Source organism: Pseudocitrobacter sp. 2023LY-00077 (assembly GCF_055796175.1).
In genome coordinates this window covers 33884-54875 of record NZ_JBSPEI010000001.1, presented here as the reverse complement: position 1 = coordinate 54875, position 20992 = coordinate 33884, and the positions used below count along the sequence as shown (strand labels likewise).

The 20992-nt window shown below is 56.2% G+C and carries 19 protein-coding genes; 5 read left to right on the top strand and 14 right to left on the bottom strand.

The features are described 5' to 3' along the window. Positions 1–54: 54 nt before the first annotated feature. From eutM to maeB, 7 genes are all read right to left on the bottom strand, one after another. Positions 55–348, bottom strand: a complete 294-nt coding sequence (eutM, locus tag ACWWFX_RS00255; RefSeq protein WP_015963486.1) for an ethanolamine utilization microcompartment protein EutM — start codon at positions 346–348, stop codon at positions 55–57. Positions 349–388: 40 nt separating this feature from the next. Next, positions 389–1405 carry a phosphate acetyltransferase gene (gene pta, locus ACWWFX_RS00250; RefSeq protein WP_473222929.1) on the bottom strand — a complete coding sequence of 339 codons (1017 nt, stop codon included), beginning with the start codon at positions 1403–1405 and terminating at the stop codon, positions 389–391. Then, complete coding sequence (gene eutT / locus ACWWFX_RS00245; protein WP_473222928.1) at positions 1402–2205, bottom strand: ethanolamine utilization cob(I)yrinic acid a,c-diamide adenosyltransferase EutT; 804 nt, start codon at positions 2203–2205, stop codon at positions 1402–1404. The genes pta and eutT overlap by 4 nt, the downstream gene beginning before the upstream one ends. Next, positions 2202–2885, bottom strand: a complete 684-nt coding sequence (gene eutQ / locus ACWWFX_RS00240; protein ID WP_473222927.1) for an ethanolamine utilization acetate kinase EutQ — start codon at positions 2883–2885, stop codon at positions 2202–2204. Before eutQ ends, eutT begins: the two co-directional genes overlap by 4 nt. Then, positions 2863–3342: an ethanolamine utilization acetate kinase EutP gene (gene eutP, locus ACWWFX_RS00235; RefSeq protein ID WP_015963482.1), complete on the bottom strand. Its 480-nt coding sequence runs from the start codon at positions 3340–3342 to the stop codon at positions 2863–2865. Before eutP ends, eutQ begins: the two co-directional genes overlap by 23 nt. Positions 3343–3354: 12 nt before the next feature. After that, positions 3355–3690 carry an ethanolamine utilization microcompartment protein EutS gene (gene eutS / locus ACWWFX_RS00230; protein ID WP_015963481.1) on the bottom strand — a complete coding sequence of 112 codons (336 nt, stop codon included), beginning with the start codon at positions 3688–3690 and terminating at the stop codon, positions 3355–3357. A 158-nt stretch (positions 3691–3848) separates the two neighbouring features. Beyond that, positions 3849–6128 (bottom strand): NADP-dependent oxaloacetate-decarboxylating malate dehydrogenase, encoded by a 2280-nt coding sequence (maeB, locus tag ACWWFX_RS00225; protein WP_473222926.1) that lies wholly within the window; start codon positions 6126–6128, stop codon positions 3849–3851. Positions 6129–6316: 188 nt separating this feature from the next. On the opposite strand from maeB, the gene tkt reads away from it, so the two are divergent. Next, positions 6317–8314, top strand: coding sequence for a transketolase (gene tkt / locus ACWWFX_RS00220; RefSeq protein ID WP_473222925.1), 1998 nt, complete (start codon positions 6317–6319; stop codon positions 8312–8314). Positions 8315–8429: 115 nt separating this feature from the next. On the opposite strand, the gene ACWWFX_RS00215 is transcribed toward tkt, so the two are convergent. From ACWWFX_RS00215 to aegA, 3 genes are all read right to left on the bottom strand, one after another. Beyond that, positions 8430–9476 carry a DUF1176 domain-containing protein gene (locus tag ACWWFX_RS00215; RefSeq protein ID WP_456147608.1) on the bottom strand — a complete coding sequence of 349 codons (1047 nt, stop codon included), beginning with the start codon at positions 9474–9476 and terminating at the stop codon, positions 8430–8432. 126 nt (positions 9477–9602) lie between these two features. Next, positions 9603–10178 (bottom strand): GDP-mannose pyrophosphatase NudK, encoded by a 576-nt coding sequence (gene nudK / locus ACWWFX_RS00210; protein WP_276219468.1) that lies wholly within the window; start codon positions 10176–10178, stop codon positions 9603–9605. A gap of 59 nt (positions 10179–10237) precedes the next feature. Continuing rightward, a complete protein-coding gene (aegA, locus tag ACWWFX_RS00205; protein WP_473222924.1) occupies positions 10238–12217 on the bottom strand; it encodes a formate-dependent uric acid utilization protein AegA in 1980 nt (659 codons plus the stop codon). A 362-nt stretch (positions 12218–12579) separates the two neighbouring features. Here aegA and acrD point away from each other — a divergent pair, with 362 nt between their 5' ends. Further along, a complete protein-coding gene (gene acrD / locus ACWWFX_RS00200) occupies positions 12580–15696 on the top strand; it encodes a multidrug efflux RND transporter permease AcrD (RefSeq protein ID WP_231826544.1) in 3117 nt (1038 codons plus the stop codon). 110 nt (positions 15697–15806) lie between these two features. Here acrD and ypfM read toward each other — a convergent pair whose 3' ends face one another. Continuing rightward, entirely contained in the window at positions 15807–15866 is a 60-nt protein-coding gene (ypfM, locus tag ACWWFX_RS00195) for a protein YpfM (RefSeq protein ID WP_001386977.1), read from the bottom strand. A 137-nt stretch (positions 15867–16003) separates the two neighbouring features. Continuing rightward, positions 16004–16222 (bottom strand): hypothetical protein, encoded by a 219-nt coding sequence (locus ACWWFX_RS00190; RefSeq protein WP_473222923.1) that lies wholly within the window; start codon positions 16220–16222, stop codon positions 16004–16006. A 113-nt stretch (positions 16223–16335) separates the two neighbouring features. On the opposite strand from ACWWFX_RS00190, the gene ACWWFX_RS00185 reads away from it, so the two are divergent. The 3 genes from ACWWFX_RS00185 (at position 16336) to ACWWFX_RS00175 (ending at position 18170) form a co-directional block, all read left to right on the top strand. Next, positions 16336–16710: an ArsC family reductase gene (locus tag ACWWFX_RS00185; RefSeq protein WP_276219463.1), complete on the top strand. Its 375-nt coding sequence runs from the start codon at positions 16336–16338 to the stop codon at positions 16708–16710. Positions 16711–16814: 104 nt separating this feature from the next. Continuing rightward, on the top strand, positions 16815–17942 hold the full coding sequence (gene dapE / locus ACWWFX_RS00180) for a succinyl-diaminopimelate desuccinylase (protein ID WP_276219461.1): 1128 nt from the start codon (positions 16815–16817) through the stop codon (positions 17940–17942). Between the two features lie 24 nt (positions 17943–17966). Next, positions 17967–18170: a YpfN family protein gene (locus tag ACWWFX_RS00175; protein WP_473222922.1), complete on the top strand. Its 204-nt coding sequence runs from the start codon at positions 17967–17969 to the stop codon at positions 18168–18170. A gap of 34 nt (positions 18171–18204) precedes the next feature. Here ACWWFX_RS00175 and ypfH read toward each other — a convergent pair whose 3' ends face one another. Continuing rightward, positions 18205–18903: an esterase gene (gene ypfH, locus ACWWFX_RS00170; protein WP_015963471.1), complete on the bottom strand. Its 699-nt coding sequence runs from the start codon at positions 18901–18903 to the stop codon at positions 18205–18207. A 74-nt stretch (positions 18904–18977) separates the two neighbouring features. Then, positions 18978–20987, bottom strand: coding sequence for a tRNA(Met) cytidine acetyltransferase TmcA (locus ACWWFX_RS00165; RefSeq protein WP_473223133.1), 2010 nt, complete (start codon positions 20985–20987; stop codon positions 18978–18980). Positions 20988–20992 lie beyond the last annotated feature (5 nt).

Below are 20992 nucleotides of genomic sequence, written 5' to 3'. Positions count from 1 at the left end.
GATGGCGCTTCGCTTTTTCGGCCTGCGATGAATGCGCCATCCCGCACCGAGCCATTAAATATTGTTGCTGTCGCCTTTGAAGCTGATCGGGAACACTTCTTCCAGATCGCCGTGCGGACGCGGGATTACGTGCACAGACACCAGCTCACCAATACGCTGCGCGGCCGCCGCGCCGGCATCCGTTGCGGCTTTGCAGGCTGCAACATCACCACGAACCATCGCAGTACACAGGCCGCCGCCAATCTGCTTCACGCCGACCAGTTTCACGCGTGCCGCTTTAACCATGGCGTCAGAAGCCTCAATCAGTGCAACCAGGCCCCGGGTTTCAATCATTCCTAATGCTTCCATTGTGTTTTCCTCTCATTTAAGGGGTCCAGAACGGGACCGTTCATTCAACCAGCGTTTGTGAGCGACTCTCGCAGCTCACGTCAGTCTGGCGCGGCACGGCTGCCACCAACGCCAGTTCAATAATTTCCTGTACGCTACAGCCTCGGGATAGGTCATGAAGCGGCGCGGCAAGCCCCTGAATCAGCGGCCCTACAGCGCGATAGCCCCCCAACCGCTGGGCGATTTTGTAGCCAATATTGCCCGCTTCCAGCGATGGAAAAACCATCACGTTGGCCTTTCCCTGCAACGGGCTGGCAGGCGCTTTTTGCGCGGCAACATCCGGGACGAAGGCGGCGTCAAACTGTAATTCACCATCCACCGCCAACTGCGGCGCACGTTCGCGGACAATCGCCGTCGCCTGCTGTATGTTAGCCACGCAGGGATGACGCGCGCTGCCGTTCGTTGAAAAAGAGAGCATCGCCACGCGGGGTTCTTCACCGGATATCGCCCGCCAGGTTTCGGCGCTGGCAAGCGCGATATCCGCCAGCTGCGCCGCCGTCGGCTGCGGCACAACGCTGCAATCGGCGAATCCTAAGGCTGGCCCGCGGTACTGCGGCAGCATCAGAAAAAGCGAAGAGAGCGTTTTGCAGCCCGGCTGTAAGCCGATAATACGAAGCCCGGCCCGCAGTACATTCGCGGTCGAAGAGAGGTTGCCGGCAATGCACACATCCGCACTACCCGCACTCACCATCGCGGCCGCGAACATCAGCGGCTCGCATAATTTTTCCACGGCATCCGGCGGGGTTTTCTCGCCTGCGCGCGCCAGCCAACGCTCGGCAAACGCTTCACGCATCGGCAAATTGCCGTTCGGGTCGATAACCTGAATACCGTCCATCGGGACACGGTGGCTGAGGGCAAATTGCCGCAGTTCAAACGGACTGGCGACCAGAATGGGGTATGCCAGCTTCTGCTGATGCAGAGAGTTCGCGGCTTTCAGCACGCGGATATCCAGCGCATCCGGGAACACCACGCGGGCAGGCGCGCGTAAGGCCGACTGGCGAGCGCGTTCAATAATCATTGCGCGCCTCCCAGCCGTTGCTGAATTTGATTTACGGTTAGCGGGTGCTTTGCCACGCTCAAGATCATCATCACGTAAACCGCGCTGGAGAGCCGGTTCAGCGCCTGCAAAATATCCGGGCGCAACACGTCAAAACCACGGGTGATAAACACCTGCGCGGCGAGCGTTTCGGTTTCACGCACTTTGGTGCGCAGTAAATTAAGCAGCGCGGCATCGCGGCCATGGCTGGCTTCCGGCACCAGATGATCGTGGTCAAGATAACGTAGCGGCTGGTGCGAAAGACGGTGCAGTTCCTCTTCGTTAAGCCCGACGATACTCTGCATCGCCAGCGGCTCATCCAGCGCATCCGCACGCATAATGTTGCCCAGACGCGAACGAATATCCGCAAGCCACGGTTGCCAGGCTTCCGCCAGTTCAACCTGTAGCCATACCGCCAGGGCGATGGTGCTGTCGAGCGCCGCACGAAACGCGAGGCGCGGGTCGCTCTTGGCAACCATTTTGTCGGCGGTCAGGTGCGTGAGCGTATCCGGTTTTTTCTCTACCGGCTGACGGCACAGCTCGCAGCACGCCTGCGGGTGGCTGTCGCTGCTGGTTAAACCGTGTACCGGCTGCGGTTGCTGCTGTTCGTCATCAACAAACAGGCTTCCCTGTTCATCGAGAAATTTGATGCGCAGATGACGGCTTTCCAGCAGCTCGCGAGCCGATGGCGTCAGGCGACTGTCCGCAGGGAGATGGATCTCTGCGCCTTCGCTGAGCGTATGATTCGCTCTGAGCCACGCTTCAGTGATGAAATCTTTCATAACGATTGCCAGTTCGCAGGCCAGGCAACGTAAAGGAATCGCACGGTCGAGGGCGTGCCGAACTCAATACTGGAGCCTTTCGGGATAAACATCACATCCCCGGCTTTGGCAATCATGGTTTCGCCTGCATGACGAACGTGCAGCTCGCCCTCCAGTACCATGTCAACTTCATCGTAGTTCAGCGTCCACGGGAAAAAGGCGTTGTCCCACTGCATAAACCCGGCGGCCATGCTGCTACCGTCTTGCTCCGTCACCAGATCCGTTAAGCCCACGCAGTGCGGTTCCGCCCCGTCGAAGCGGCCAAACCTGACGCTACTCCCGTCAATCACCTTCACGCCGCCCTTGCCGGTCACGGATTTGAAGCTCGGCTGCATGGCGCTCTGCTCCAGCGACTGCTTCTCCTTCATCACCTTATCCATCAGCTGCGTGACCAGACTTTCGGTAAACTGCCCGGCGGGCAACTGCGCAATAATGGCTTCGCGAATACGCTGGCTGTCACTCTGTGGTTCAATCGTAGATGGTGCGGTTTGCTCGTCGCATTCACGAATGGCAATGCCGAGCTGGTCAGCCACTTCCCGCGCTTCAGGCGTGATAATGCTGGCACGCAGCACAACGGCGAGTTCTTTTGCGCCATCCGCATGGGCTGCACGAATATCGTTAGCGGTAATGAGTTTTTTCACCTGCCCCTTCCTCCTGTTCGGTAAGCTCGGCCAGATAATCGATCAGGCTCTGCACGCTGTGTGGATCGTGGCTGTTGAGCTCGAAAATTGGCGCCTGAAATCCTGCTGCCTGCAAAAGCTGGCGGGTAAACGCCACGTCCGCTCCGGGCAGATCCGTTTTACTGATCACTGCGATATGCCGCTTACGCGCGCCGATATCTAATAACCCGGCGGGTAATCGACTCTCTTTATCGTCTGCGGCGTGAATATAAATAAGCGTTTCGACATCCTGTAACGACGTTATTAGCGCGTGATACCAGCGTGGATGGCTGAAATATTCACCCGGCGTATCAATATCGCCGTTGTCGTTAAATTCCACGGCCTGCGTTTTACGTGCCAGCGCGTAATTTCCCTGCAACGCGTTAAAGAGCGTGGTTTTCCCTGCACCGACAGCGCCCACGAAAGCAATGCGTTTCATCGCCACTCCGTATTAGCTTTTTGTCAGGCTACACAGCGTGTAATTTAATAAACGCCCCAGGCCTGCGACCGTCTGCAATAAGGCCTCTTCCACCGCGCCAACGGAGCCGTAGATAACCAGTGCGCCGCTAAATCTGTCGAGAAAACCGATGTGGACATCTGCGGCTTTCATCGCTAAGTCACCGGCAATCATGGCGGTTTCGCCGGGCGTGAGCGTCATAATGCCGATGGCACCCGCCTCGGGAACGCCAATTTTTTTGGCCAGTTCTTCGCCCGGATGCGCAATAAGATGCGCCAGCGTGACCTGTTTCCCCGGTACAAATTCCTGAATAATGCGTTCTTTATCCATGACTCGCCGCCTCCGCTAAAACGTGCCTCATCGTGGCAATTTTTCGGCAGAGTAAATAACAAAATTCGGCAAGGAGATTTAAAAGGAGAGGTAGATCACTAAGAATGGAAATAAAAAAGGCGCGGAGATATTTCCGCGCCTGATATTAATTAAATCGCTTACAGCGGCTGCGTCTGCGCCTCAACTACCGCCAGTGCCACCATATTCACAATGCGACGCACAGAGGCAATCGGCGTCAGAATATGCACCGGTTTCGCCACGCCCATCAATACCGGGCCGACGGTCACGCCTTCAGAACTGGAGACGCGCAGCAGGTTATAACTGATACGCGCAGCTTCCATATTCGGCATCACCAGAATGTTTGCCGAGCCTTTCAGCGGGCTGTCCGGCATGCGGTCAGCGCGGATGCTTTCCACCAGCGCGGCATCACCGTGCATTTCACCGTCAATCATCAGCTCCGGCGCACGCTCTTTCACCAGCGCCAGCGCCTCACGCATTTTGCTGGCTGACGGGCAGTCAGACGAACCAAAGTTCGAGTGAGACAGCAGCGCCACGCGCGGTTCGATACCGAAGCGACGCACGCTTTCCGCCGCCATCAACGCGATTTCCGCCAGTTGTTCCGGCGTCGGATCGTTGTTGACGTAGGTATCGGCAATAAAGGTGTTGCCGCTTGGCAGCAGCAGGGCGTTCATCGCACCGGCGGTGTGTACACCATCGCGATAGCCAAACAGCGGCTGAATCACGCCGTAATGCTCGTGATAGTCGCCGATGGTACCGCAGATCAGCACATCCGCTTCGCCGCGATGCACCATGATCGCGCCAATCACCGTGGTGTTGCTGATCACCGCACGCTGTGCCTGTTCCGGGCTGATGCCGCGGCGTTTCATCAGGTTATAGTACTCATTCCAGTACTCTTTAAAGCGCGGGTCAGATTCATTGTTGACGATTTCGAAATCGACGCCCGGTTTGATTTGCAGGCCCAGTTTCTGGACGCGCATTTCGATAACGCTCGGACGACCGATCAGAATCGGTTTCGCCAGCCCCAGCGTAATCAGCTCCTGCGTGGCGTGCAGCACGCGCGTGTCTTCACCTTCCGCCAGCACCACGCGTTTCGGCTCTTTACGCGCCTGGGAGAAAATCGGCTTCATGAACAGGTTGGTTTTGTAAACAAACTCGCTCAGTTTTTCAACGTAGGCGTCGAAGTCGGCAATCGGACGCGTCGCCACGCCGGAGTCCATCGCGGCTTTGGCGACAGCCGGGGCGATCTTGACGATCAGGCGCGGATCGAACGGTTTTGGAATGATGTACTCCGCGCCAAAGCTCAGATCCTGATCGCCATAGGCCGATGCCACCACTTCGCTCTGTTCCGCGTGCGCCAGTTCGGCAATCGCGTGCACCGCTGCCAGCTTCATCTCTTCGTTGATCGCCGTCGCGCCAACGTCCAGCGCACCACGGAAGATGAACGGGAAACAAAGCACGTTGTTGACCTGGTTCGGATAGTCCGAACGACCGGTACAGATAATCGCATCCGGGCGCACTTCTTTTGCCAGCGGCGGCAGAATTTCCGGCTCCGGGTTTGCCAGCGCGAGGATCATTGGCGCGCGCGCCATTTTCTTCACCATCTCCTGGGTCAGCACTTTTGGCCCAGAGCAGCCAAGGAAAATGTCCGCATCGGCAATCACGTCATCCAGCGTGCGCTTACCGTCATCGTCCACCGCGTAAGCCGCTTTGGTTTCCGCCATATTGGCTTCGCGGTTTTTATAGATGACGCCTTTAGAGTCGCAGACCACGATATTGTGTTTCTGCATCCCCAGCGCCACCAGCAGGTTCATACAAGCAATTGCCGCCGCACCCGCGCCGGACACAACCATGCGCACGTCAGAGATATTCTTCTCAACCACGCGCAGGCCGTTGAGGATAGCCGCCGTGCTGATAATCGCCGTGCCGTGCTGGTCATCGTGGAATACCGGAATGTTCATGCGTTCGCGCAGTTTCTGCTCGATGTAGAAGCACTCAGGCGCTTTGATATCTTCGAGGTTGATGCCGCCGAAAGTCGGCTCCAGCGCCGCGACCACATCGATAAATTTGTCGGGATCGAGTTCATCCACTTCGATATCGAACACATCAATACCGGCGAATTTTTTAAACAGGACGCCCTTACCTTCCATCACCGGTTTACCGGCCAGTGCGCCAATGTTACCGAGGCCAAGCACCGCTGTACCGTTAGACACCACCGCCACCAGGTTGCCACGGGCGGTGTATTTGTAGGCAGCCAGCGGGTCCTTCTCAATTTCCAGACACGGCGCGGCTACACCCGGTGAATAGGCCAGCGCCAGATCGCGCTGCGTCGCCAGCGGTTTTGTCGGAGAGACCTGAATTTTCCCCGGAACCGGGAATTCGTGGAAATCGAGGGCACTTTGTTTTAACTGCTCGTCCATTTGGGGTTCCTTTCACGTATCGAACTAAAAAGTGATGCGCCACGGTCTGGCTGGTGGGTTCACATTGTTATTGGTATATGAGGAACATGTTACCAAGTATCGAAAACAATGCTATGCCTGTCTGCTATGCTTTTTTGTTATGCATCTCATAACTTATCAAGATCGCCACTTTTGCTAAGGAGTCGTTAATGTCACGAAGAGATCTCGCTAATGCCATCCGTGCCCTGAGTATGGATGCCGTTCAGAAAGCCAATTCCGGACACCCTGGCGCACCAATGGGCATGGCGGATATTGCTGAAGTCCTGTGGAACGACTTCATGAAACATAACCCCACGGACCCAACGTGGTATGACCGCGATCGCTTTATTCTCTCTAATGGCCACGCCTCGATGCTGCTCTATAGCCTGCTGCACCTGAGCGGTTACGACCTGCCGATTGAAGAGCTGAAAAATTTCCGCCAGCTGCATTCCAAAACGCCAGGCCACCCGGAGATTGGCTATACGCCAGGCGTTGAAACCACCACCGGGCCACTCGGCCAGGGGCTGGCGAACGCGGTCGGTCTGGCTATCGCCGAACGCACGCTGGCCGCACAGTTTAACCAGCCGGGGCATGAGATTGTCGATCACTATACTTACGTATTTATGGGTGATGGCTGCCTGATGGAGGGGATTTCGCACGAAGTGAGTTCCCTTGCCGGGACGCTGGGGCTGGGCAAACTGATTGGTTTTTACGATAGCAACGGGATTTCGATTGATGGTGAAACCAAAGGCTGGTTCACCGACGATACGGCGAAACGCTTCGAGGCTTATCACTGGCACGTGATACATGAAATCGACGGACACGATCCGCAGGCGGTGAAAAAAGCGATTGAAGAGGCGCAGAGCGTTAAGGATAAACCGTCGCTGATTATCTGCCGCACGGTTATCGGTTTCGGCTCGCCGAATAAAGCCGGTAAAGAGGAAGCGCACGGCGCGGCGCTGGGCGCGGAAGAAGTCGCGCTGGCGCGTAAACAGCTTGGCTGGAATCACCCACCGTTTGAGATTCCAAAAGAGATTTACAAAAAGTGGGATGCCCGTGAGCGCGGTGAGAAAGAACAACAGAGCTGGAAAAGGAAGCTCGCCGCCTATCAAAAGGCGCACCCGGAACTGGCGGCGGAGTTTATCCGTCGCATGAGCGGTGGCTTACCGGAAAACTGGGCGAGTACCGTGCAGGCGTACATCGAGAAAATGCAGTCGGAGCCGGCGAAAATCGCCAGCCGTAAAGCCTCGCAAAATACCCTCAATGCCTATGGCCCGATTCTGCCGGAGCTGCTGGGCGGCTCGGCGGATCTCGCGCCCAGTAATTTAACGATTTGGTCCGGCTCGAAATCGCTGAAAGAGGATCTCGCGGGTAACTATATTCACTATGGCGTACGTGAGTTTGGGATGACCGCTATTGCCAACGGGATTGCCCATCACGGTGGATTTGTGCCCTACACCGCCACCTTCCTGATGTTTGTCGAGTATGCGCGTAATGCCGCGCGTATGGCGGCGCTGATGAAGGCGCGGCAGATTATGGTTTATACCCATGACTCCATCGGCCTTGGTGAAGATGGCCCGACGCACCAGGCGGTAGAGCAGCTTGCCAGCCTGCGTCTCACGCCAAACTTCAGCACCTGGCGTCCGTGCGATCAGGTGGAAACCGCGGTCGCCTGGAAAGCGGCGGTTGAGCGTCACCATGGCCCAACGGCGCTGATCTTGTCCCGACAAAACCTGGCGCAAATGGAGCGTACGCCAGAGCAGGTTCAGGAAATCGCGCGCGGCGGTTATGTGCTGAAGGATGCGGGCGGCAAGCCGGACCTGATTCTGATAGCCACCGGTTCAGAAGTGGAAATCACCGTGCTGGCGGCAGAAAAGCTGCGTGCGGATGGGGTAAACGTACGGGTGGTTTCGCTGCCTTCGACGGATACCTTCGATGCACAGGATGAAGAGTACCGTGAGTCGGTGCTGCCTTCCGGCGTCAGCGCCCGCGTGGCGGTCGAAGCAGGCATTGCCGATTACTGGTACAAATATGTCGGCCTGAAAGGGGCGATTATCGGGATGACCGGCTATGGCGAATCGGCGCCTGCGGAAAAACTGTTCCCGTACTTTGGCTTTACGGTTGAGAATATTGTCGAGAAGGCAAAAGCGGTATTGAAGAAGCGTTAGGTTATGGTGCAAGTGCCTGATGCGCTTCGCTTATCAGGCCTACGAGCGAATGTTATTACGAACGGTGTTTTGTAGGCCGGATAAGGCGCAGCCGCATCCGGCAATTCTCCGCCCCCTACCCGGTGATCCACTGGGTAGGCCACGCATCGGCCCCCTGCCAGTTATCGCACTCCGGCTGCCCCGCATAGCGCACTAAACGAAAACGCTGCCCATCGTAGCGCCAGCGGGTTTGCACGCCGCAGTCGCCCAGTCCGCGCCCTTTCTCAAGGGTGATAAGCTCGCGCGTATTTTCATTAAAGGTCAGGTTCATCAACTCGACGTCACGGTTGTCCTGCCCGGAAGGCAGGAACGGCAGACGCAAACGCACCGGATGCGAGGCATGGGGCTTTTTACGCGACACCAGCCAGGCACGGTAAATCGTGTTATAGGCGCCGGATTCACAACTGATCATCATCAGCGCTTTATCATCGGTAAGTGCGGTAACCCACACTTCGCGACGCAGCGGATCCAGCGAGCACTGGGTATTGTTCATCCGCCAGGTGCCATAATCGAGCAGATCGTTATATTCATCGCGGGTGAGCGGCGTCGGCGTCGGGTTGACTTTAGCAACGGTTTTCAGCGGTGGCGCCGGGGGAACGCTCAGCGGCGGTTCATCGCCCTTTCGCACCCACGCCGTTTCACTGCCAACCCGTTTTTGCTGTGAATCGATAAACAGCAGCGCGGCTTTTAGCCCTTTCAGGGAAATCACCTGGACCCCTTTTTGTAGGGTTATCGCCTGCGCGTCCTGCACCTGTTGCAAAAACGCATCTATCGTCGCGCTATCTTCCGTGGCGAGAAGCTTTGGCTGAACCTTCCAGTGCTCTTCTCCACGCTGGAGCGGCTTGTCATCCAGCAGCAGTCGCGGCGCAATCGGCGGCACGGCTGCAACCGGATTGACCAGACCGCCCAGTTCGATACGCAGCGCAGCGTCCATATGCGCGCCCGCACTGCGGCTGAGGGTCATCACCAGGCCGTGATGCAGGCCGACGTTACGCGTGACGCAGAAATTCTGATTATTGCAGGTGACCAGCCAGTCAGAAAAAACCTGCTGGACAGGAGACGCCCACGTCAGAGACGTTGGGAGCAGCCCCAGAAACAATAAGAGAAGAACGCGATAGCGCATGAACGGTACAACCCCAGAAGAAAAAAACATCAGTTAACCGGGGTATCTTCAACGGCATAGCCGCTGCGCTCAATCGGATTTGTCGGATTGATTCATATAAAATACATAATTATTTCTTTAGTAAAATCAATCCATTAAACCGGAAGATTGCAAATACTGTAACAAGATCACCGTCTTACCGTCGCAGATTTCACCCCGCGTGATCATCGCCAGCGCCTCAGTGAAGGGGATTTCCAGCACTTCAATGTCTTCATCATCGACGCCGCCGCCCGCGCTGCGGCGCTGATTATCATCATATTCGCCAATAAAGAAGTGAGCGATTTCCGTGACGCCGCCTGGGGACATATAGAGCTGGAACACTTTGCGCACCTCGCCGACCTGATAGCCCGTCTCTTCTATCGCCTCTTTGCGGATGCACACTTCCGGCTCGTCATTATCCAGCAGGCCAGCACAGGTTTCGATTAATCGCCCGTCAGCGTTGCCGTTGACCCAGGTGGCGACGCGGAACTGGCGCACCAGCACCACGTTCTTTTTGCGCGGATTGTAGAGCAGAATGGTGGCGCCGTTACCCCGGTCATAAACTTCGCGTTTATGCCGGATAACTTCACCATTTTTGCGGGTTAAATCGTAGGTAATATTGCGCAGAATAAAGTAGTTATCGGAGAGGACTTTATCTTTAATCAGTTCAATCTTAAATGACATACGGGCTCCACAACGCGATTCGAAGCGAACCATACTACGCCGTGGAGCCCGTTTTGTCGTTAATGTACGCCGTGCGTTTTCACGCCTAACCAGTCAATAATCCCTTGCGCAGCATGGCGGCCCTCTGCCATCGCGGTCACCACCAGATCCGCTCCGCGCACCGCATCACCACCTGCAAACACTTTCGGATTAGTCGTCTGATAACGATAGCGGCTTTCGACATTTGCACGGATGCGTCCCCAGTCATCCACTTCGACGCCCTGGGCGCTCAGCCACGGCATGCTATGTGGATGGAAACCAAACGCCATAATGACCGCATCGGCAGGCATGACAAACTCGCTGCCCTCAATCGGTACCGGGCGACGGCGCCCCTGGCTGTCGGGCTCGCCCATCGCGGTGCGGATGAAACGAATCCCGTTCACCTTGCCCGCTTTATCCAGTTCGAGCGTCAGCGGCTGAACGTTGAATTCAAATTCCGCCCCCTCTTCCCGGGCGTTTTTCACCTCTTTCCTGGAGCCAGGCATGTTGGCTTCGTCACGACGATAAGCGCAGGTTACCTTTGCTGCGCCGTGACGCAGCGCGGTGCGCACGCAGTCCATCGCCGTATCGCCGCCGCCCAGCACCACCACATTTAACCCGGAGGTGTTGATGAAAGGCTCGTTTGGCAGTTCGTTCAGCCCCATCACATTTTTGGTGTTGGCGATCAGGAAAGGCAGCGCGTCATACACACCAGGCGCATCTTCGTTGGCTAAATTGGCTTTCATCGAGCGGTAGGTGCCCACGCCGACAAAGACCGCATCGTACTCTTCCAGCAGGTCGTTCATCGTCACGTCTTTACCGATTTCGCAATTCAGCTCAAAGCGAATGCCCATCGCGGTAAAGATTTCGCGGCGGCGTGCCAGCAGCGATTTATCCAGCTTGAAGGACGGAATGCCGAAGGTCAGCAGGCCGCCGATTTCCGGATGGCGGTCAAACACCACCGGCTCCACGCCCTGACGCACCAGGAGATCCGCACAGGCCAGCCCTGCCGGGCCCGCGCCGATAATCGCTACGCGTTTACCACTTGCCACTACCGGGCCCACTTCTGGTCGCCAGCCCTTCGCCAGCGCCTGGTCGGTAATATAGCGTTCAAGGTTGCCAATGGTGACCGCGCCGTGTTCGTCACGCACGGTGCAGGCGCCTTCGCAGAGACGGTCCTGCGGGCAGACGCGTCCGGTAATTTCCGGCAGGGGGTTAGTCTGATGCGACAGCGCCACCGCCGCGTCAATATCGCCGGCCTTTACCCGGTCAATCCACTGTGGAATATGATTGTGCAGCGGGCAGGTCCATTCGCAGATACTGTGCTCGCCGCAGGTCAGGCAGCGCGAAGAAGCCTGCTGAGCCTGATTTTCACTGAGCGGCAGGTAGATTTCCGCGAAGTCGGTTTTGCGCGCCTCAATCGCCAGTTTGTCGGCTTCACCACGCGCGGGCGTTTGCGCCATCTGCTGGCGTTTACTGAGCGTGATGGAGTGCTGACCTGCACTTTCGCTGTGCCACGGCTGGGCATCGCGACAGGCCGCCTGCATGCGGCGGTTTTTCGACATATCGGCCAGACGCTGCGGGCTTACCAGCGCCAGCGCATCCGCCGGGCAGTTTTCCACGCAGGCCGGGCCGCCATCACGCCCGTCGCAAAGGTCACATTTTTGCGCATTGGCCTTTACCCGGCCATCGGCAGCGGGCGTCAGGACAATCTGCATGGTGCCAAACGGGCACGCGACGGCGCAGGATTTACAGCCGATACATTTGCTTTGGTCAACCAGGATTGCATCATCGCGTTGACTGATAGCGCCATTCGGGCAGCTTCGTGCGCACGGCGCATCTTCGCAATGGCGGCAGGTTACCGCGCTCCGCTGCGTCTGATTTTTGAAGACGGTGATGCGCGGTTGAAAACGCGCAGGCGTTAAGACATGCTGTTCATGGTTATGCGACATTACGCAGGCAACTTCACATGCCCGACAGCCAATGCATTTTTGGCTGTCAGCCATTATAAAACGGTTCATAGCGTCCCTCTGTCCGGGTTATATAAGCTTTATATTTATAAGGTCTATTTATTAGCCGAGGAGCTATGCAGCAGGCAATGTCCATTTGCCCAGGAATGACGACTATTTATCACTATGCTGTGGCAGATCAAAAAATTTCATCTTAAATGAAATTACGTTTCATTCAGTTAATGGCAAGATCCCCGCTGAAAACTTCTTGTAACGTGACCGTAATAATCTTGACGAAATGCCTGTCTATGCAGAAAAGCGGCATGATAATTTACACTATCTCCTTAATTTCTCCACGATTGCCGGGAGCCTTGCGGCTAGAGTGTTCCGAGCATTGGCGTCATTAAAAATACGTATAACGAGGTCTCTTCCTGATGGCGAATTTCTTCATCGATCGCCCCATTTTTGCCTGGGTACTGGCAATCCTGTTATGTCTGACGGGAACCCTGGCTATTTTTTCATTGCCAGTTGAGCAATATCCCGATCTTGCTCCGCCGAACGTGCGCATCACCGCCAACTATCCGGGGGCGTCCGCGCAGACGCTGGAGAACACCGTCACCCAGGTTATCGAGCAGAACATGACCGGCCTCGATAACCTGATGTACATGTCATCACAAAGTAGCGCTACCGGGCAGGCGAGCGTGACGCTCAGCTTCCTTGCGGGTACCGATCCTGATGAAGCCGTCCAGCAGGTGCAAAACCAGCTGCAATCGGCGTTACGTAAACTGCCGCAGGCGGTGCAAACTCAGGGCGTCACGGTACGTAAAACCGGTGATACCAACATTCTGACCATCGCTTTCGTCTCCACTGACGGCAGCATGGATAAACAGGATATTGCTGACTACGTCGCCAGTAATATTCAGGAGCCACTCAGTCGCGTGAACGGCGTGGGCGATATTGATGCCTACGGTTCGCAATACTCCATGCGTATCTGGCTGGACCCCGCCAAACTCAATAGTTTCCAGCTCACCACCAAGGACGTTACCGATGCGATTTCCTCACAAAACGCCCAGGTCGCCGTCGGTCAGTTGGGGGGAACGCCTTCTGTTGATAAGCAGGCGCTGAACGCCACCATTAACGCGCAGTCGCTGCTGCAAACGCCGCAGCAGTTCCGCGATATCACGCTGCGCGTTAACCAGGACGGTTCTGTCGTCACGCTTGGTGATGTGGCTGAAGTGGAAATGGGCGCGGAAAAATATGATTATCTGAGCCGTTTTAACCGCAATGCCGCCTCGGGCCTCGGGGTGAAACTCGCGTCCGGTGCCAACGAAATGGCAACCGCGGAACGGGTTATCGCGCGCCTGGATGAACTCAAAGAGTATTTTCCGCGCGGGCTGGAATACAAAGTGGCCTATGAAACGACCTCGTTCGTTAAAGCCTCCATCACCGATGTGGTAAAAACCCTGCTGGAAGCCATTCTGCTGGTGTTCCTGGTGATGTACCTGTTCCTGCAAAACTTCCGTGCGACGCTTATCCCGACCATCGCCGTTCCGGTGGTGTTAATGGGTACCTTCGCCACGCTCTACGCCTTCGATTACAGTATCAACACCCTCACCATGTTCGCGATGGTGCTGGCGATCGGCCTGCTGGTGGATGATGCCATCGTGGTGGTCGAGAACGTCGAACGCATCATGAGCGAAGAAGGGCTGACGCCACGGCAGGCAACGCGTAAATCGATGGGGCAAATTCAGGGCGCGCTGGTCGGCATTGCAATGGTGCTCTCGGCGGTATTCATCCCGATGGCGTTTTTCGGTGGCACCACGGGGGCCATCTACCGTCAGTTCTCGATTACGATTGTCGCAGCGATGGTGCTTTCGGTGCTGGTGGCGATGATCCTCACCCCTGCCCTGTGCGCAACATTGTTGAAGCCCATTCATAAAGGGGAATCCCAGCATACGAAGAAAGGTTTCTTCGGCTGGTTTAACCGCGTCTTTGATACCAGCTCGCGTCGTTATGAATCGGGCGTGGCAAAAATTCTGCACCGCAGCCTGCGCTGGATTGTGATTTATGTCCTGCTGCTGGGCGGCATGGTGTTCCTGTTCCTGCGTCTGCCCACGTCCTTCCTGCCGCAGGAAGATCGCGGCATGTTCACTACCTCTGTGCAGTTGCCCAGCGGGGCGACACAGCAGCAAACGCTGAAAGTGGTGCAGAAAGTAGAGGACTACTTCTTCGCCAACGAGAAAGATAACGTCACCTCGATTTTCGCCACCATCGGTTCCGGCCCTGGCGGTAACGGGCAAAACGTGGCGCGTATGTTTGTGCGCCTGAAGGACTGGGACGATCGCGACGCCAAAACCGGTACCTCCTTCGCCATTATTGAGCGTGCGACCAAAGCGTTTAACAAGATCAATGAAGCCCGCGTTTTTGCCAGCAGCCCGCCAGCCATTAGCGGCCTGGGCAGTTCCGCCGGGTTTGATATGGAGCTTCAGGACCACGCCGGGGCAGGCCACGATGCGCTGATGTCAGCGCGTGACCAGTTGCTGGAAATGGCGGCCAAAAATCCGGAACTGACGCGCGTGCGCCACAACGGCCTTGATGATAGCCCGCAGTTGCAGGTTGATATCGACCAGCGTAAAGCGCAGGCGCTTGGCGTGTCGATTGATGATATCAACGACACTCTGCAAACCGCGTGGGGCTCAAGCTATGTGAACGACTTTATGGATCGTGGCCGTGTGAAGAAAGTCTACGTTCAGTCGGCGGCGAAATACCGCATGCTGCCGGAAGATATCAACCTGTGGTATGTGCGTAACCAGTCCGGTCAGATGGTGCCATTCTCCGCCTTTGCGACCTCGCGCTGGGAAACCGGCTCACCGCGTCTGGAGCGTTACAACGGTTATTCGGCGCTGGAGATTGTCGGTGAAGCCGCGCCGGGCGTCAGTACCGGGACGGCAATGGATATCATGGAAAATCTGGTGCGCCAGCTTCCGGCGGGCTTTGGCCTCGAATGGACGGCGATGTCCTATCAGGAACGGCTCTCCGGCGCGCAGGCTCCGGCGCTCTATGCTATCTCATTGCTGGTGGTGTTCCTCTGTCTGGCCGCGCTGTATGAGAGCTGGTCGGTACCGTTCTCGGTGATGCTGGTAGTTCCGCTGGGGGTTATCGGCGCGCTGCTGGCAACCTGGATGCGCGGGCTGGAGAACGACGTCTACTTCCAGGTGGGGCTGTTGACCGTTATTGGGCTATCGGCGAAGAACGCCATACTGATTGTCGAATTTGCTAACGAGCGAAATCAGGAAGGGGAAGACCTGCTTCAGGCAACGCTGGATGCCTGCCGTCAGCGTCTGCGCCCGATTCTGATGACCTCGCTAGCGTTCATCTTCGGTGTACTGCCAATGGCCACCAGCACCGGCGCGGGCTCTGGCGGACAGCACGCCGTGGGTACCGGCGTGATGGGCGGGATGATTTCCGCAACGGTTCTCGCTATCTTCTTCGTGCCGTTGTTCTTTGTGCTGGTACGCCGTCGTTTCCCGTTGAAAGAGAAGCCCGAGTAACCCCTTATCGCAGCCAACAAAAAAGGCGACTGGTCAGTCGCCTTTTTATTTGTACATCCGTACATATAATGAGAAGAAGAACAGCGCGCCCTTAACTCACAATGCTGGAATCATTTACGAAGCATAACTTCGATAAAATCTTTCCAGTTCCCCAGTTCACGTTCAATCATAACAGCCTCTCTTATTATTATGCTTATCTTACGTGGAATTTTATGGCCTGTGAAGATCGTTTACCCTATTGCTATGATTGTTGCCTCCAGGACTGCTTTCACTTCTTGCGGTAACTATGGGCCCGCTGAATATAAAATTATGTGATGCACAGCAACATTTTGAAATAGTTTACCCGCACCGCATTTAATGGAGAAAAACAGACGTCAGAAGCTGTTATAACGGCCATAGTGGTAGAGCCGGGGCGTGATTCCCCCTCATCAGAAGCCTGCTTTTTTCCGTTCATCTTCCCAGCCAATAACTTACCTTCCCTGCTTTCGGCAGAAATAGTATGCATCTCCAGTGAAATTTTATTCATCAGCCTTTGGAAATCACGCTGAATTAATTGATAATACGGATTGCTAAGATTATTCCGTGTATATTTGTTCTCTCATTAAACCTGCTAATTGATAAAAATAAGGACGCCAATACATGATCACCCTTTATGGAATAAAAAATTGTGACACCATAAAAAAAGCCCGTCGCTGGCTGGATGAACACCAGGTCACCTATCGCTTTCATGATTATCGCGCCGATGGATTAACGGCAGAATTATTAGCCACCTTTATAAATGAACTGGGTTGGGAGGCGCTGCTCAATACGCGTGGCACCACCTGGCGCAAACTGGATGAATCCGTTCGCGCCGGTGTCAACAACGCGGATAGCGCAGCGGCGCTAATGCTCGAAATGCCAGCAATCATCAAACGCCCATTGCTCTGCGCGCCCGCACAGCCTATGCTGCTGGGTTTTAGTGATGAACGTTACAGCCAGTGGCTTGCCGACATCGCTCCGGCAGCCGGTCAATAAACCGCCTGTCAGCAACAGCACACTCGGTACGAAGCACGCAAACTGACTTCGTACCGATGAAGAAAACACGCAAACATCAGCAGTTAATCAATGAGGTGTAGTCTATGTCTTGCCCGGTCATTGAGCTGGCTCAGCAGCTTATTCGCCGCCCTTCCCTTAGCCCCGATGATGCGGGCTGCCAGGCGCTAATGATTGAACGCCTGCGCGCAGCGGGTTTTACCATTGAACACATGGATTTTGGCGATACGCAGAATTTCTGGGCGTGGCGCGGTCAGGGAGAGACGCTGGCTTTTGCCGGTCATACAGATGTCGTACCTTCCGGCGATGCCGATCGCTGGATCAACCCGCCCTTCGAACCGACCATCCGCGACGGCATGCTGTTTGGCCGCGGTGCGGCAGATATGAAAGGTTCACTGGCCGCCATGGTGGTTGCCGCCGAACGTTTTGTCGCGCAGAACCCGAATCATCAGGGACGACTGGCGTTTCTGATCACCTCCGATGAAGAAGCCAGCGCCACAAATGGCACGGTGAAAGTCGTTGACGCATTAATGGCGCGCCACGAGCGTCTGGATTACTGCCTGGTGGGTGAACCGTCGAGCACCGAAGTGGTGGGCGACGTGGTGAAAAACGGTCGTCGCGGCTCGATGACCTGTAACCTGACGATCCACGGCGTTCAGGGCCACGTGGCCTATCCGCATCTGGCCGATAACCCGGTTCACCGCGCCGCGCCGTGGCTCAACGAACTGGTGGCAGTTGAGTGGGATCAGGGTAACGAATTCTTCCCGCCGACCAGCATGCAGGTGGCAAACATTCAGGCCGGTACCGGCAGCAACAACGTGATTCCTGGCGATCTGTTCGTACAATTTAACTTCCGTTTCAGCACCGAACTGACCGATGAAATGATCAAGGAGCACGTGATTGCCCTGCTGGAAAAACATCAGCTGCGCTACAGCGTTGAATGGTGGATTTCCGGACAGCCGTTCCTGACCGAACGCGGTAAACTGGTCGACGCGGTGGTCAACGCCATTGCGCACTATAATGAAATTAAACCGCAACTGTTGACGACGGGTGGCACATCGGATGGTCGATTTATTGCCAGAATGGGCGCACAGGTGGTGGAACTGGGTCCAGTCAACGCCACCATTCATAAAATCAATGAATGTGTGAACGCTGCCGATTTGCAACTGCTGGCGCGGATGTATCAGCGCATTATGGAACAGCTTGTCGCCTGACAACACATTTAAGAGGTAACGCACATGGATTGGCTGTCAAAATACTGGTGGATTCTGGTACTGGTGTTTCTGATTGGCGTGATGATCAACGTGATTAAAGATCTCAACCGCGTCGATCACAAGAAATTCCTCGCCAATAAGCCGGATCTTCCTCCCCATCGTGATAACAACGCGAAGTGGGACGAAGACGACGATTGGCCGAAGCACGATCAGTCGAAAAAACCGTAATAACAAACGGGCCGGAAATCCGGCCCGTTTTGTTTTAAAGCATCTCAATGAGATCGTCATTCTTCGGCGTACTGCCGCTTAACGCTTCATCGAAGTAATGTTTCGGAATGGTGTAGCGCAGATGATCGAGCGCGAACTGCATACTGTGTTCGTCAATCGCATGCCCCAGATCCTCTACGATATCCAGCGTTACATCTCCGCCTGCTGCCAGTAAGGCTTCCTGACCCGCCACAGCATGCGCAAGATCGATAACCCGGTCTTCACCACCGTGAATCAAATGCACCGTCGTCGTTGTCGATGCGGTTTCAGGCAGCGTCGCATAACGGCCATTAAAGGCAATAACGCGGGACGCCAGATTGGGTTCCGCTTTGACGCTCTCAAGCGACATAATCGCGCCTTGCGAGAAACCAATTAATGCGGTTGCCAGCGGGCCGACGCCGCTCTGCTTTTGCCAGTAGCGTACGGTTTCGATAAAGGTTGGCATAATCGCATCAACACGCGCCTGACGATTCTCTTCGGTTACGCCCTGCACAGAGAACCACTGACGCGCCGGAGCCGGACCACAAGGCTCTGCGCCACCAATGCTCACAATGAGCGCATCAGGAAACAGCGGTGCGAACCAACTGCCAATTTGCCCCATTGCCACCGGGTTATCACCCACGCCATGGAACAGCAGCAGCAGCTGTTGCGCGGGTTTAGCGGGGCTTTGAACGACAAAATGATCGTGTTTCATGGCTATCTCCTTTGTTACCGCTCAGTTTACGCTGGCCGGAAAGAATGACCATGCCATTTAACTGAATGAGATAGTTAAAAAAATTGCACCTGCTTTATCCGTTCACGAAGCTGTTCGGTTCGCGCGTGATTAAGCCCAAACATCGCCTGGGCGGCCTCTTCCCGTAGTCGGATAAGCAGCGATTTTCGTCCGTGAAGGCGAAGCGCCGCACAAAGTTCAGCCTCCCCTTCTCGTCGTAGCCTGCGGCGCAGCGCCGACAACGGCAACGGGCTGAGCGAGACCAACAGGTGCAGATTACCCAGCGTAGCCAGCAACGGGCGATGGGCGAATGCAAACCCCGCCAGATCCCACCACGCTTCATCATTAAGCATAGCCTCCGGCCCATTCGGGAGCGTCAATTTCTCATCGACCCACCCTTGCAGCCAGCGCCACTCCTGGCATAAACGTAAATGCTCATGCTGCGTCAGCTGATTTCCGGCATCGGTGAGCGGGAACAGCGCCATCGCCGCATAACAACCGCTGCTGGCTTCGCGTTGCGTGCCGATGCGCACCAGGGTAAAGCCACAGCGTTGCCAGAATTGCCAGAGTGCTTCGGTATAGCCAAAGCTAACGGAGAGATAATCGCAGCCGGTGGCCTGCTCACAGGCACGAGCGATGAGCGCGGAACCCATGCCCTCGCGCTGGCGCAATGGATGCACTGCCACCCGACTAATGCGCCGACCAGTCAATGTTGCCGCCAGCGGGCTACCGCCGTGCGCGGCGAGCGACTGCGCGACCAGGTTACCGCGCGGTCGACGAAACCCCGCCCATACCGCCTGACTTAATTCGGCGCTCAATCCGCCCTCATCCACCAGCCATAGCGCGCCTGCCAGGCCGTTCGGCGTGTCGGCGGCGATAAAATGTTGCCCCGGTGCATCCATCATCCGCCGGAGATCGAGCGGTGAGGTGCGATAGTGCGCACCGGACAGTAGCTGATACATCGCCGTGGGGAGCTTAGGTTCCGACAGCCATTGCGCCTGTTCTATCGCTCTGAAACTTAACGGGCCGGACGGGGAAACGGTAAAGCTATCGTCAGCGAAAATCAGCAGGTCATTCACCACAGCTTCCAGCGGGCAGCCCTGAGCCCAGCGAACGGGCGTGTTGAGCGTAAACTGCCGTAGCGCGGGAAAATGTGCGCAGAATTTCAGCAGGAATCCCCGTCCCGTGCCTTCATAGCCCTGAACGGTAGTGGTCAGTAAAAGATGTGGGAATCGTGAGGCAAGTTGTTCCAGCAGTGGTGCGGGAATAGCGGCGGCTTCATCCACCACCAGCCAGTCTGCGGTTTCAGTAGAAGCCAGCAGGGCGTCCGGCGCCATAAAGTGAAAACGCTCGCCGGCAAAAGCAGCAATGACGTCAGCAGATGCCCGCGTCGGCGCGGTAACGATAGCTCGCCCCTTCAGGCTGCGGATGTGCATCCCCGCCAGTGCCGATTTGCCACGCCCGCGCTCGGCGGTAATGGCGGTCACGCGCGCGGGATTACCCGCCAGCGCGTTGAGGATCGTGGCTTGTTCCGCATCCGGCTCACCACTGGCGCGCAGCCAGTGTGGGCGCGAGGGAAAATTGACCTCCGGGAAGGCATCTCCCTGTCGCCACAGCAGTGCTTCCGGGCTTTCGCGCAATACATCGCAAAAATGGTGCACAAAGCGCGGCGTGGCAATCGCTTCTGGCGCGTCGCTCCAGCGCAGGGAATCGGTATCCGCTTGATAAGGCCATCGCGCCCATTCCGGCACCAGCAACAACAGCCAGCTTCCGGCGCGCAACGTGCCAGCGAGTGCAGCAAAAGCGGAAACGTCGAAACCCTGGCGGGCATCAAAGATGGCGTGCTGAAACTCACGCCCCAGCAGCGTTACCAGCTTTGCTGGCGCGCAGTACGGTTCCGCTTGCGCTTCGGGCCCCACCCACAGTACGTCTGACTGAGCGGTATCACGAAAGGCTTGTGCCTGCTGCTGTGCCCAGTGTGACTCGCCGCTGATAACCAACAAGCGGCGTACACCTTCCTGCGCCATGCGCGGCGCGAGGGTTAAAAGTTCATCCATGATTGCGATTCATT

Coding starts and splice junctions, on each gene's coding strand:
- ACWWFX_RS00215 (WP_456147608.1), bottom strand. CDS start 9,476: ATGCGCTATCGCGTTCTTCTCTTATTGTTTCTGGGGCTGCTCCCAACG.
- ypfH (WP_015963471.1), bottom strand. CDS start 18,903: ATGAAACACGATCATTTTGTCGTTCAAAGCCCCGCTAAACCCGCGCAA.
- eutP (WP_015963482.1), bottom strand. CDS start 3,342: ATGAAACGCATTGCTTTCGTGGGCGCTGTCGGTGCAGGGAAAACCACG.
- maeB (WP_473222926.1), bottom strand. CDS start 6,128: ATGGACGAGCAGTTAAAACAAAGTGCCCTCGATTTCCACGAATTCCCG.
- eutM (WP_015963486.1), bottom strand. CDS start 348: ATGGAAGCATTAGGAATGATTGAAACCCGGGGCCTGGTTGCACTGATT.
- ACWWFX_RS00185 (WP_276219463.1), top strand. CDS start 16,336: ATGATCACCCTTTATGGAATAAAAAATTGTGACACCATAAAAAAAGCC.
- nudK (WP_276219468.1), bottom strand. CDS start 10,178: ATGTCATTTAAGATTGAACTGATTAAAGATAAAGTCCTCTCCGATAAC.
- eutT (WP_473222928.1), bottom strand. CDS start 2,205: ATGAAAGATTTCATCACTGAAGCGTGGCTCAGAGCGAATCATACGCTC.
- aegA (WP_473222924.1), bottom strand. CDS start 12,217: ATGAACCGTTTTATAATGGCTGACAGCCAAAAATGCATTGGCTGTCGG.
- tkt (WP_473222925.1), top strand. CDS start 6,317: ATGTCACGAAGAGATCTCGCTAATGCCATCCGTGCCCTGAGTATGGAT.
- dapE (WP_276219461.1), top strand. CDS start 16,815: ATGTCTTGCCCGGTCATTGAGCTGGCTCAGCAGCTTATTCGCCGCCCT.
- acrD (WP_231826544.1), top strand. CDS start 12,580: ATGGCGAATTTCTTCATCGATCGCCCCATTTTTGCCTGGGTACTGGCA.
- eutS (WP_015963481.1), bottom strand. CDS start 3,690: ATGGATAAAGAACGCATTATTCAGGAATTTGTACCGGGGAAACAGGTC.
- ACWWFX_RS00190 (WP_473222923.1), bottom strand. CDS start 16,222: ATGAATAAAATTTCACTGGAGATGCATACTATTTCTGCCGAAAGCAGG.
- ACWWFX_RS00175 (WP_473222922.1), top strand. CDS start 17,967: ATGGATTGGCTGTCAAAATACTGGTGGATTCTGGTACTGGTGTTTCTG.
- pta (WP_473222929.1), bottom strand. CDS start 1,405: ATGATTATTGAACGCGCTCGCCAGTCGGCCTTACGCGCGCCTGCCCGC.